This is a genomic window from Daejeonella sp., assembly GCF_030684675.1.
Taxonomy (GTDB): domain Bacteria; phylum Bacteroidota; class Bacteroidia; order Sphingobacteriales; family Sphingobacteriaceae; genus Daejeonella.
In genome coordinates this window covers 42,565-56,627 of sequence record NZ_JAUXXZ010000035.1, presented here as the reverse complement: position 1 = coordinate 56,627, position 14,063 = coordinate 42,565, and the positions used below count along the sequence as shown (strand labels likewise).

Annotated in this window: 8 protein-coding genes; all 8 read left to right on the top strand. The window is 39.1% G+C overall.

Annotated elements, in window-relative coordinates; all coding sequences use genetic code 11:
• The first annotated feature begins 32 nt into the window (after positions 1-32).
• Positions 33-1,250, top strand: a complete 1,218-nt coding sequence (locus Q8M41_RS07510; protein ID WP_305364634.1) for a FecR family protein — start codon at positions 33-35, stop codon at positions 1,248-1,250.
• A 243-nt stretch (positions 1,251-1,493) separates the two neighbouring features.
• Complete coding sequence (locus Q8M41_RS07505) at positions 1,494-4,955, top strand: SusC/RagA family TonB-linked outer membrane protein (protein WP_305364633.1); 3,462 nt, start codon at positions 1,494-1,496, stop codon at positions 4,953-4,955.
• Positions 4,956-4,996: 41 nt separating this feature from the next.
• A complete protein-coding gene (locus tag Q8M41_RS07500; protein WP_305364632.1) occupies positions 4,997-6,535 on the top strand; it encodes a SusD/RagB family nutrient-binding outer membrane lipoprotein in 1,539 nt (512 codons plus the stop codon).
• A gap of 107 nt (positions 6,536-6,642) precedes the next feature.
• A complete protein-coding gene (locus Q8M41_RS07495) occupies positions 6,643-7,992 on the top strand; it encodes a mandelate racemase/muconate lactonizing enzyme family protein (protein ID WP_305364631.1) in 1,350 nt (449 codons plus the stop codon).
• Positions 7,993-8,052: 60 nt separating this feature from the next.
• On the top strand, positions 8,053-9,435 hold the full coding sequence (locus Q8M41_RS07490; protein ID WP_305364630.1) for a mandelate racemase/muconate lactonizing enzyme family protein: 1,383 nt from the start codon (positions 8,053-8,055) through the stop codon (positions 9,433-9,435).
• A gap of 56 nt (positions 9,436-9,491) precedes the next feature.
• Positions 9,492-10,871, top strand: coding sequence for a mandelate racemase/muconate lactonizing enzyme family protein (locus Q8M41_RS07485; RefSeq protein ID WP_305364629.1), 1,380 nt, complete (start codon positions 9,492-9,494; stop codon positions 10,869-10,871).
• 31 nt (positions 10,872-10,902) lie between these two features.
• On the top strand, positions 10,903-12,264 hold the full coding sequence (locus Q8M41_RS07480; protein WP_305364628.1) for an enolase C-terminal domain-like protein: 1,362 nt from the start codon (positions 10,903-10,905) through the stop codon (positions 12,262-12,264).
• Positions 12,265-12,699: 435 nt separating this feature from the next.
• On the top strand, positions 12,700-13,974 hold the full coding sequence (dgoD, locus tag Q8M41_RS07475) for a galactonate dehydratase (RefSeq protein ID WP_305364627.1): 1,275 nt from the start codon (positions 12,700-12,702) through the stop codon (positions 13,972-13,974).
• Positions 13,975-14,063: the final 89 nt, after the last annotated feature.

Below are 14,063 nucleotides of genomic sequence, written 5' to 3'. Positions count from 1 at the left end.
TTCATTCTTTTTTGTTAATTAATTTGAACAAGATGAATTTTTCAAACTCCAGGACAACTTATCTTTTCAGTAAATATTATGATAGAACTGCCAGTCAGAAGGAGATTAAAGAATTATTCGACATTTTAAAATCTAGCTCTGACCAGGAATTAACCAAGCTGATGAGGGATGAATGGGAGAATTTTCAACATATGGAAGCTCCCTTTTTTAGTTTTGAAAAGAGTCAAGAAATGCTTGACAAGATCCTAGCTTCCGGGAGAGATAAAAATAAGTTTCATGAAGAAGTCCCCGCTGTAATATCAAGGAGAAAGCCATTAATATTCATAAGTATTTCTGCTGCAGCTGCACTTATAATCATCAATATTATCGGATTTGATTTCTGGAGTGAAAAGATTACTCCCGCATCTGTTCAAATTGTTTCAGCTAAGGTAAATACGGATCTTTCGCCAGGAGGGAATAGAGCTGTGTTGACATTTGAAAATGGTCAAAGAATTATTCTGGATAGCATTAATAACGGAATTATTGCGAAAAATGAGAGTTTCGAAATAATTAAAACTGAGAACGGGCAATTAGTTTATCATGCATTTGATAGAAATTATAAAAATGCCCGTAACGGAGATTTTAATGTGGTCAGCACGCCGCGTGGCGGTGGTTACCGGATAACTCTGCCCGACGGAAGTAAAGTGTGGTTAAATGCAGCTTCTTCAATAAAGTTTCCCGGAGTGTTCAAGCGTAACATACGCGAGGTCGAGCTGGATGGGGAGGCATATTTTGAAATTGTAAAAAAATCTGCTATGCCGTTCATGGTGAGGTCCGGAAGAACGGAGATCGAGGTATTGGGAACGCATTTCAATGTTAAAGCCTATTCCAAAGAAAAGATAATGAAAACAACACTGGTTGAGGGCTCAGTTAAGATCAATGAGGGTAACTCCTCTCTTTTGTTAAAGCCGGGACAGCAGGTACGACTAACAGGAGGAAATTTGACGATTTTGAATAATGTTGATATTGAAGAACAAATTGCATGGAAAAATGGATTATTTATATTCAAAGATGCAAGTATAGAGGAAGTGATGAGTCAGGTAGCTTCATGGTATGATTTAAATGTAACTTTTGAAGGAAAAGTTCCAAAAAAATATCTTACAGGAAAAGTTTCGCGGAATGTAAATGCTTTAGAATTCATGAACTTACTCAATTATGCCGGAGTAAAATTTAAAATTACAGGGAAAAATATTGTTATTATGAACAAATAAGAATCCAGAAATGAAAAATTGATAATTCACTAAAATTATAATTATGAGATAAAAAATACAGAAAAATTAGGAAAAAGGAACTCGAAATTAAAAGCCTATTTAATAAAATTTAAATTTTAGGTTGACAATTTGTAAAGAAAAAAAAACCGGGAAGTGTTTGCCCACTTACCCGGTAAATAGTTGGTTCCCAAATTATCCAATCACCAATTGAAGAATTATGTTTAACCAAAACCAAACAAAGTTATGAAATTTAATTACAAAGTCATTCCTGCTGGAGGACTTAAACTGTCCAAAATTCTATTGGCTATGAAATTGACTATGATTATTATAGTTGCAACACTTTCCACGGTGAGTGCTAACACTTATAGTCAAATGGTAACACTTCGAGAGAAGAATATTTCTATTGCTAATGTTCTTAGCTTAATAGAAAAGCAGACAAATTATCACTTTCTATATGATAAAAGGGACATTTCTAAAGCTGGTACCATAAATGTTAATATTGAAAATGCTACAATAGAGCAGGCATTGAATAAGTGCCTTAAAGACAAATCTTTAACTTACAAGATTTTTCAAAATACCATTGTAGTAAAGAGTTTGGATAATCCTAATGCTGAATCAAGCCCTCCAAAAGATATCATAATAAAGGGAATAGTCAGTGACAGTAAAGGGCTATCTCTTCCTGGTGTTAGTATTAGGATTAAAGGTACAATGATCGGTGCTTCAACAGACATTGATGGCAAATATTCAATTACCGTTCCTGATGGAAATGCAGTCCTAGTATTCAGTTCTATCGGCTTTAATTCGCAGGAAATATCAGTTGGCGATCGTACAAGCATTGATGTGAGATTGTCTGAAGAATTAACCTCTTTAACTGAGGTAGTAGTTACTGCGTTAGGTATCAAGAAAGAAACAAAGAGACTTGGTTATGCCACTGCAACCGTTAATGCGCTACAAATCAGCGAAAACCGCACGGTAAATTTCATGAGTGGCCTTGTAGGAAAAATGCCTGGTGTGAATATTACACCGATGGGTACAGGTCCTGCCGGATCCAGCAAAATCCGAATCAGGGGCCAATCTTCTTTTGGAGCTCAAAATAGTCCGCTTATCGTTGTTAATGGAGTTCCTATTAATAATACAACTTTTGGTGTGGGTGGAGATTTTGGAGGACAGGGTGCTGTAGTTTCTACCGATGGAGGGGATGGACTAAGTAGTATTAATCCAGATGATATTGAATCAATGACTATTCTTAAAGGAGGTGCTGCCGCGGCATTATATGGTTCTCGCGCTCAAAATGGAGTAGTAATGATTACGACTAAATCCGGTACTTCCAACAAAGGCTTGGGTGTTGATTTTAATACCAATTACACATCAGATACTCCTCTGGACTTTACCGACCTGCAGTATGAATATGGTCAGGGAGAGTTTGGAGTTCGACCAACAACAGCAAATCCAACATCGGGTGTTTGGAGTTTTGGAGAAAGATTTCAGCCTGGTATGACACAAGTTTTGTTTGATGGCGTAACTGCTCCATATGAGCCCGTTAGAGATCGTATTAAAAAATTCTATCAGGTAGGGAGCACATTGACTAACACCGTTTCCGTTTCGAATGGAGGTGCAAATGGTGGTTTTAATCTCTCTATTGCGAATATGGATAACAGTAGTATTCAGCCAAATAGCAAATTCAATCGTAGAACAATCAATCTCGGATTTAATCAAAAAATTTCCCAGAAACTAAGTGTCTCCGGTAACATTGCCTACTCTAATGAGAAAAATACAAACCCGGTAGTAGTTGGGGGACAGGATAACAGTACACCTGTTGTGATTTATACTCTGTCTAACTCTATGCCATTTGATGTGTTGAGTGCAAAGCGTTTTGATGCCAATGGAGATGAGTTTGTTTGGACACGATTTAGGAATAGAACCAATCCTTATATGTCAACATACAATCGTTTTGAAAATATAAAACGTGATCGTGTTTTCGGAAATATAACTGCAAAGTACAATTTTACAGATTGGCTTTATTTACAAGGTCGAATTGGGCAGGATTATTTCTCGCGTGATCGTGACTTCAATGATCCGACCGGAAGAGCATCAAATCCTGCTGCACCTGCCGGTTTTGTTAACGGACGATTTACACAAGAAGTACTTCGTAGTCGCGAATTAAATTCTGATTTCCTCCTTGGAGCTACTAAAAGTTTTAAAAATGGATTTGCTTTTGATGCCACAGTTGGAGGGAACCAGCGCTACAGTGTATTTGATCGTAACTCGGTTACGGTTCAGGATTTTGTTGTGCGCAATCTGTATACCGTGGCAAATGGACGTGTAAAGGATCCTTTTTATGATTTAAGTGAAGTAAAAATTAACTCACTTTATGCAGCAGCAGAACTTTCCTACAAAAGCTATCTATATTTGAACCTCACCGCACGTAATGATTGGTTCTCTACCTTAGCTCCTGCCAACAGAAGTATTCTTTATCCTTCGGCTAACGCAAGTTTTATTTTTAGCGAGGCATTTGAAGGCATGCCTAAATGGTTTTCGTTCGGAAAAATAAGAGCCGGTTATTCTCAGGTAGGAAGTGATAACGCAGTTGGTCCTTATGCAAATAGTTTATTTTTTGGAGTTAATAATAATTTATTTCCTAATCCAGCGGGTGCAGCTCAACCGGTTGGTTCTATTCCTAGCGGTGTAGTGCCCAATGCAAATTTAAGACCTTCACGTGTTGAAGAAGCTGAGTTTGGTATTGAAACAAAATTTTTTGAAAATAGAATTGGATTTGAAGTAACTTATTATAATAAGATTACAAATGATCAAATTTTGGCATCTCAAATTTCAGATGCGTCCGGTTTTACAAGTTCGGTAATTAACGTAGGCCAAAGCAAGAATTCGGGTATTGAATTAATGTTATCAGGAACGCCTTTTTTAACCAAAAATTTTAGATGGGAAACTAACTTTAATTTTGCTCAAAATGCTACCGAAGTGCTTGACCTGGGGGAGGGTGTGACTGAAATAATTTCAGGTGGCGCTGCCGGTTCCAATTCAATCAGACAAACTGTGGGACAGAATTTAAACGGTTTGTATGCAACTGCTTATCTTCGTGATGCCCAGGGCCGTCAAGTTTTTGATACGAATAATGGCCGACCGCTACGAGCTCCTCAAGCTTTATTGATAGGAACAACTATCCCAAAATATGTGGGTGGTATTTTTAACTCCTTCAACTTTAAGGGTGTAACACTTTCCGGTTTAATCGATTTCAAACTAGGTCATTATTTAGGATCACAAACTAACTTCAACTTATACCGCCACGGCTTACACAGATCAACATTGGTTGGACGGGAAACAAACCTTGTAACCGGTGTAGGTGTAAATCAGCTAGGTGCACCCAACGCAGTTGCAACACCACTTCAAACTTTTTATGAAACGGTTAACACAAGTAGTATACGTGAAGAATTTGCTTATAATGCAGGTTTCTGGAAATTGAGACAAATTACTATGGGCTACGACTTTACAAAAATGCTGCCTTCACGGCTTTTTATTAAAGGCTTACGATTGAGTGCGGTTGCGAACAATGTGGCAATCCTAAAGAAATGGGTACCGAATATTGATCCTGAAATGGCAAATAGCGTATCGGATAATCAAGAGGGCTTGGAGCAGACTGGACTTCCTACCAGCCGTAGTATCGGGTTCAATCTTAATGTGAGATTTTAAATTGAAATAGTATCTCTTACTGAAATATTAAAAACAATAAAATGAAAAAGATAACTTTATATACCATCCTGTTTTTATCAACAATATGCTTATTGCCGAGTTGTGATAAAGGCTTTGAGGAAATCAATACAAATAAAACGTTGCCTATCGCACTCGATCCGGCTTTTTTAATGAACAATGCAATAATTGGCTCTTCTGTTCCATTAGAAACAATGATTTTTGAACTTGCGATTGTCCAACAAATTATAACTCCCTTTGGTGGTGTGCTTGGTGGTGGAAATTATAACCAGGACAACAAAGTTCGTAACCAGGGAAATTGGGTTCGATACTATCAGACAGTCATTAAGTCTTTGGCCTCGGTAATCACTGAAACAGCGGTTACTAAGCCAGGTGCTCCAGACCGATCAAATCTCTATCACTCTGCGCGCATCATGCGTGCTTATGCATTCATGGTTCTAACAGATTCTTATGGTGATATTCCCTATTTTCAAGCAGGTAAGGGATTTTCAGAAAACATTTCAGTTCCGGTTTATGATAGTCAGGAGTCTATTTATAAAGATATTTTAAAAGAACTGGAACAAGCCTCCGCTGGCTTAGATCCAGCCAAGCCCAGAAATAACAGTGATGTTTTATTTGGTGGCGATATCGCTCAATGGAAGGCCTTTGGATATTCGCTCATGCTTAGAGCGGGCATGCGTCTCTCTAAAGTTGACCCAACGCTTGCCCAGCAGTCTGTTGCAAAAGCAGTTGCAGGTGGCGTGATCCAGGCAAATAGCGGAAGTGCGGTAATCCGTCATACTTCTTTGTACCAAAACGCTGTTAACGGTTTATTGAATGGCTCGGAAGCTAATAACTATTTTTTGGCTAAACCTTTTGTAGATTTTTTATTCTTGAAAGGCGATCCAAGATTGAGATCTATGTCGGTGCGGTACGTCGGTGCGGCAAGCGGTCCACAGCAAGCCCCATCCCGGGCAGATTTTACTCCGGCAGCTCAAAGAGGTATGCCAATCGGTTTCGATAATGGAACAATTGTGGCAAAAGCAAGACTTGATGGATTAGCTAGTTTTTATGATTACTCTCAGCTTGACAGGTTTAGATTGGGCAGAATTGATGCTCCAATGTTTTTACTAACTAATGCTCAAACTAAATTATTATTAGCCGAAGCCCGGGTTCGGGGCTGGATCACAACAGGACCAACTGCAGCCGCTCTTTATGCAGATGCAATTCGTGCAAATATGGCCGAAATGGCACAATTCTCACCTGCATCAGCCATAGCTAATTCTGATATTGAGGCTTTTGTTACAGCCAATCCTTTAAGTGTTGGAAATGAGTTAAGAGATATTAACGAACAATACTGGGTAGCGACACTTCTAAATGGACCTGAAACATTTGCAAACTTCCGTAGAAGCGGATTTCCGGCATTAACTCCAAATCCTTATCAAGGCAGAGATGTTACACCCTTTGTACGGAAACTAACTTATCCGGATTCTGAGTATGCGATCAACAAAACGAATCTCAATGCTGCGATTACAAAGCAAGGTGGAGATAAATTAAATACTCGTGTTTGGTGGGATAAGTAATAAGTCAAAGTTTTAATCAATTCAGTTTTATAGAGCAACAACTTCCGATTTTTAAATCGGAAGTTGTTCTATCACGCGCCACATCAATAAACCAATCTGTGGATCTTATGGAACAAACTAAGGCAAGCCGGAGAGATTTTTTGTTTAAATCTACTTTAAGTGGATTAGGACTCGGTCTGATGAGTAATAAACTTTTTGGGGATTCATTTGAGAAAGGGAAGGATCTGGAAATTAAAGTACCCTCAAAAGGTGGCTTAATTATTACAGACATTAAGTGCGCCATCATTGGAGGAAGCCCGGTAGTACGTATAACAACCAATGAAGGTATCAGTGGTTATGGGCAGGCAGAAACCTCTAAAAAGTATTTAAAACCATTCGTGCTTTTTTATAAAGACTATTTAGTTGGCGAAGACCCAACAAATGTTGAGCGCTGTATGCTTAAAATCAGACGAATGGGAAGTTTCAAACCATATGGCAGTGCTGTAAGTATTATTGAAATGGCTTTATGGGATATCGCAGGTAAAGCCGCTTCACTACCGGTTTACAAATTACTGGGTGGGAAGGTTCGCGACCGGGTTCGGGTTTATACTACAGCAGTTGCACAATATCGTCAAACAGCAGGTATTAACCCCGCTGATTATGCACAGGCAGTCTCAAAAGTTAAGGAAGCCAAAGAAGGTTTTACAATTATAAAAATGCCTATTGGTTTTCATAGCCAGATGGCAGGTAAGGCACCAAATTTTTTTTATGGCGATCCGGTCGGACCGGGAAATCCACCTCATGCCAATCGTGGACCTTTAACAGAACAAGGATTAAAAAGAATAATTGCCTGTGTTGAGGCAATGAAAAAAGTACTTGGTGATGAGATTGGACTGGCCATAGATTGTGGACCTGGCTTTATGCTATCGGATGCAATCAGACTTTGCAAATCACTCGAACCTTATAATCTGATGTGGATGGAAGATCTTCTTACAGGAGATTACCGCCCTTATGTTATGGCCGATGATTACCTCGAATTAACCAGAAGTACAACAGTACCAATTCATACAGGCGAACAAATTTATTTACGGCAAAACTTTCGCGAATTAATAGAACGAAATGCAATAAGGGTAATTGGGCCTGATGTGGCTGATGTAGGTGGAATGGCCGAAATAAAATGGATTGCTGAATTTGCTGATTTACATGGTATTCAAATGGCTCCTCATGGGATTTATGATGGACTCATCGGTAATGCTGCTCAGGTACATGTAGCGGCCGTTATGCCTCAAAACTTCATCGCTTTTGAATACTCCTTTGCAACTCCAGAATGGTGGTACGACATTATAGATGGACTACCTGATCAGATGGTAAAAAATGGTCATATTGACGTTTGGGACCGACCAGGTTTAGGTGTTGATTTTATAGTCAAGGAAGCAAAAAAATATTTGAGCGAAGAGGATAGTAAGTTTTTTGACTAAGAAATTCCAGATATAATTTGAATTAAATCAATTAATTGATCTTTAGTAAGCGCAAAAATTATGGCAAAAGCAGCGAATAACTTTACTGTTCAGCGTAGAAACACAATTAAAATGTTGGGCTTAGGCTCTACCGCCGGACTCCTGGGCCTGTTTGACAGCAATGATGCGCATGCCTCAAAATTTGATAGTCCTTATTATGGAAAAGGAATGACTCCTGCAAAAGCTGCGCTTACTATTACAGACCTCAGGTGTGCTATAATTGGGGGAAGCCCGGTAGTACGCATAATTACAAATGAAGGTATTAGTGGTTATGGCCAAGCGGAAAGCCGTAAAATGTATTTAAAACCATTCGTGCTCTTTTATAAAGAATATCTATTGGGTGAAGATCCAACCAATGTAGAGCGCTGTATGATGAAGATAAGGCGCATGGGAGCTTTCAAGCCATGGGGAGCTGCAGTAAGCGCAATCGAGATGGCGCTTTGGGACCTGGCAGGGAAAGCTGCCGGATTACCTGTCTATAAGTTACTTGGCGGTAAGGTGCGTGATCGTGTTAGAATTTATAATGGTGGAATTGCAAGAACAAATCCTCTAAGTGCTAAAGATACCGGTATTGATCCACAGTATTATGCCGATACGGTTTCCCGTATGAAGGATGCAAAAGAGAAGGTAACCATAATTAAAATGGCGATTGGGTTTCACAGCTCAATGGGCTCAAAAGCACCCAATTTTTTTTACGGTGATCCAGCTGGACCCAACAATCAACCTCATGCAAATCGTGGCCCGCTAACAGAACAAGGATTAAAAAGAATTGTTGCCTGTGTTGAGGCAATGAAAAAGGTTTTGGGCGATGGGATTGGCTTAGCACTCGACTGTGGGCCAGGGTTTATGTTGTCTGATGCAATCAGACTTTGTAAAGTATTGGAACCTTATAACCTGATGTGGATGGAAGATCTCCTAACCGGAGACTACCGCCCTTATGTCATGGCTGATGATTACCTTGAATTAACAAGAAGTACAACGGTGCCCATACATACAGGCGAACAAATTTACCTTCGTCAAAATTTTCGTGAACTAATAGAGAAAAATGCAATACGGGTCATAGGACCTGATGTAGCTGATGTAGGTGGGATGGCAGAAATAAAATGGATTGCGGAGTATGCCGATCTGCACGGAATTCAAATGGCACCTCATGGTATTTTTAACGGACTGATTGGTAATGCAGCGCAGGTACATGTAGGGGCTGTTATGCCTCAGAACTTCATCGCATTTGAATATTCCGTTGCTACACCTGAGTGGTGGTACGATATTATTACCGGTCTGCCAGATCCAATAGTAAAAAATGGACACATAGATGTATGGGATAGCCCGGGTTTAGGTGTTGAATTTATTGTGAAAGAAGCAAAGAAATATTTAGCGGAAGAAGATATGAAGTTTTTTGACTGAGAAATTCAATTAATCCGAAACTATTCAATTAAGTAATCTTATTAAACTCAAAATTTATGACAAAAGAAAAAAACGATTTTGGCATTCAGCGTAGAAACACACTTAAAATGCTGGGTTTAGGTACGGCATCCGGACTTCTCGGACTATTTGATAGCAATCCTGCACATGCTGCTGCTCGTGATGTTCCTTTGTATGTAAATGGAATGGCTACTGCAAAGGCTGCACTAAAGATTACAGACCTTAAGTGTGCCATAATCGGAGGAAGTCCGGTGGTACGCATAACAACAAATGAAGGTATTAGCGGCTATGGGCAAGCCGAAACTGCTAAGCCTTACCTTAAACCATTTGTCCTTTTTTACAAAGATTATTTGATTGGGGAGGATCCTACCAATGTGGAGCGTGTAATGATGAAGATCAGACGTATGGGTAGTTTTAAACCCTGGGGGAGTGCTGTCAGCATTATTGAGACGGCACTATGGGATATCGCAGGGAAAGCTGCAAACCTTCCCATTTATAAGCTGTTAGGCGGTAAGGTTCGCGACCAGGTGCGTTGTTATGCCAGTTATGGCAAAGGAATACGGTTCACGGTTGAGGGTAAAACACCTCAGCATTATCGTGACTGGGCAGAAAAGGTCAAGTCTTCCGGATATGGTTGGGAAATCATTAAGGAAAATTTAGGTTTTCACGGACCCTCAATGAAAAATAATCCCGACTTCAGCTATAGTAATCTAAGCAAATCTTCAGAGAGCAAGAAAGACAACCCATATTATCGCGGTCCAATGAAAATTACGGGATATAAAATGATCGTTGACCATGTTGAAGGAATGAGGACTGCACTTGGTGACGATATTGACCTGGGTCTTGATATCGGACCTGGCTTTATGTTGTTTGACGCCATTAAAATGGCAAATTTATTGGAGCCTTATAACATTTGTTGGGCGGAAGATATGCTATCCGGTGATTATACACCTTATGTGACGGCAGACGACTACCGCCAACTTACAGAAAGTACATCACTGCCAATATTTACCGGTGAGCAGATCTATTTAAGACAAAATTTTAGAGAACTGATAGACAGGCATGCTATTGATATCCTGGGGCCAGACCCGGCAGATATGGGAGGTATATCAGAGCTGAAGTGGGTTGCTCAGCATGCCGACCTTTATGGAATAAAAATAGCTCCCCATGGTACCTTTAACGGACTTCTTGGTCTAGCCGCACAGGTTCAGGTTGGCGCAACGATGCCGGAGAATTTTATTGCCTTTGAATATACCCAAGCAGCTCCATTTTGGTATGATATAGTAGAAGGCCTGCCTAAACAAATTGTAAAGGACGGTTTAATTGATGTATGGGATAGACCGGGATTAGGAGTTAATTTTATTGAAAAAGAAGCAAAGAAATTTCTGGCGGAAGAAGACAAAAACTTCTTTGATTAATAATAAATAAACTTTAAATACAAGATAAAACATGAAAAATTTAGAAGAAAATGCGTCCTCAAGCCGCCGTGATGCTTTAAAGATGCTTGCACTTGGTTCTTCAGCCGGGCTGTTGGGTTTATTCGGATCAGCTGAAGCAAATGCAGCTAATTATGAAACACCAAATTATCAAAAGGGATTAGCTCCTGTTAAAATTAAAAGTGTCAAAGCCATTGTTACAGCCCCACAGGGATCAAACTTAATTGTTGTTAAAGTTGAGACAACTGAACCTGGCCTTTATGGATATGGTTGTGCAACATTTACACAACGTGCACTGGCAGTGGTATCAGCAATTAACGACTACCTTAATGACTTCTGTGCCGGTAAGGATGTTGACAATATCGAAGACATGTGGAATTCCTGTTATGTAAGTTCATACTGGAGGAATAGTGCGGTTTTAAATAATGCTTTAAGCGGACTTGATGAGGCACTTTGGGATATAAAAGGTAAACGAGCCAATATGCCGGTTTATCAGCTTTTAGGTGGTAAATCAAGATTTGCAATACCATGCTATGGCCATGCTGGAGGGAACACCCCAGAAGCTGTTGCTGAAAGTGTTCAATCATTCATGGCTCAAGGATATAAATATATCAGGATTCAACAGGGTGGTTATGGAGGTGTAGGTACAAATTCTAAACAACCTGATTTTAAGGTGGCCGGCTTTGGATATGAAGGAGATCGTCATATTAATGAGTATGCCTATATTAAAGGAGTTCCTAAGATGTTTGAAACCGTTAGAAGGGTTTGTGGAGGCGAGGTCGAATTATTACATGATATCCATGAGAATACTCAGCCTATGGACTCTATTAACATGATTAAACAGCTGGAGCAATACCGTCCATTCTTTATTGAAGATCCTTTCTCTCCTGAAAATATGGAATGGTTCAAACTTCTTCGACAAAGTACCACTGTGCCGATTGCCATGGGAGAGCTGTTTAATAATGTTAATGAATTTAAAATGCCTATGGTTAATCAATGGTTTGACTATATCAGATGCCATGTTTCTCAAATAGGTGGTATTACCCCGGCCATGAAAATTGCCAGATTAGGGGAGTGGTTTAATGTTAGAACCGCTTGGCATGGCCCAGGTGATGTTTCTCCTGTTGGTCACGCGGCACATGCTCATATTGATCTTGCCATCTGGAACTTCGGAATTCAGGAGGCAGCTATTATTTCGGATAAATCAAGGGCTATATTCCCCGGTTCGCCAACAATGAAAGATGGTTATATGTATATAAATGAAGTACCTGGTTTAGGTGTGGAGGTGAATGAAAAAGAAGCCGCTAAGTATCCTATCGGTACAAAATCTAATTGGCAGGTTAGAAAATCAGATGGAACCATTATAAGACCATAGTCTCTTTTTTAAAGAATTAATCTTGAGAATTCAACTCTATGTTAAAATGATGAAGGTTTAATCATATTTAATTTGAACAACATGACTCAAACTTTTAATTTAAGGGTAATTAAACATTAAAAGAAAGATTTTTAAGTAAAGAATTCCGGAAAGTGTTTGCCCACTTTCCGGTAAATTATTTTACCAAATTATCCAATCACTATTGAAGAATCTTTTTTATCCTCTATGAAACTTATTTATGGGATTTTATGCTCTACTCATTTACCCGGAATAACTTTCTATTTTAATTTTTATTGATTATGAAATTGACCTTAAATAGTTTTGTGGAGTAGGTTCGATTAGTGCTGATGAGATTAGTCATAACTTAAAGTATTGAATTTCAAGATCACCTGAATACACAAAAAAATAATAATACTACTTTAGAATTTTTATCTGATGAAATCTAACACAAAGAAATTAGAAATTTCCCGTCGCACTGCGATACAGTCTGTTTTAGGGGTTGCAGGGATTGGCATTATGGCTTTACCAGAATCTTCTTATGCAAAAGATGTTGGAAATAAAATATCACCCTCTACACTTGAACAAATAAAAGGAAATGGAGAGGTCAAGATTACCAGGCTTGAAACATTTCTGGTAAAGCCTCGATGGATTTTTCTAAAAATTCATACAGATGTCGGAATTTATGGTCTGGGCGAACCCTTACTGGAGGGTCGGGCATTGACAATTCAAACGGCTATAAAAGAGATAGAGCCATATTTAATTGGTAAAGATCCCAGAAATGTAGTGCATCATTGGCAAGCTATATACAGACATGCTTTCTATCGTGGAGGTCCGATTCTTACAAGCGCTTTAAGTGGAATAGATCAGGCTTTATGGGATATTAAAGGAAAGCTTTTAAATGTTCCGATCTATGAATTATTGGGTGGTCCTACACGCGATCGCGTGAGGGTATATGGACGTGCGGGTACTCCGGAGCAAATCAAACAGCAAAAGGCCGCTGGTTTTACTGTAATTAAAACATCAGTTGCAAAAAAAACTCATGCTAATATTGTCGAAAATCCAAGATTTATCAAATATGCAGTAGATAATTTTGCTTCCTTACGGGATGCTGGTGGTGATGATATGGATATAGGAATTGATTTTCATGGCAGTATTTCTCCCCAAACGGCAAAAATTCTGATTAAAGAACTTGAAGTTTACCAGCCAATGTTCATTGAAGAGCCTTGTCAATGTCAAAATGTTGATGTAATGGTCGACATTGCCAGAGGTACACATATACCCATTGCAACCGGAGAAAGAATTTTTACCAAATGGGGTTTTCGGGAAATACTTGAAAAAGGAGCTGCAAGTATAATTCAGCCGGATCTTTGTCATGCAGGTGGTATTACTGAGGGTCGGATTATCGCTGGTATGGCCGAAGCGTATTATGTTCCAATTGCACCACATAATCCAATGGGACCGATATCATTAGCCACAGGCTTGCAACTAGCCGCCAGCATACCCAATTTTTTAGTGCAGGAACAAGTTTCATTAGGCGAAGGATATTTAAAAAACCCGTTTAAATTACAAAAGGATGGGACTGTTCTTATTCCTAAAGGACCAGGTTTGGGTGTTGAATTGGATGAAGCATTAATGGCTGATAAAATAGGTCATGATTGGAAAAATCCGGAAACTTACAATTCACTTGACGGATCGGTAGTAGACTGGTAAAAGAATTGTAGTTAAGATCAGAACCCCATAATCGAAAGTTCAATTATCTAACTGGGACCTTCGATTATTAATAGCATTGCCAACATCTA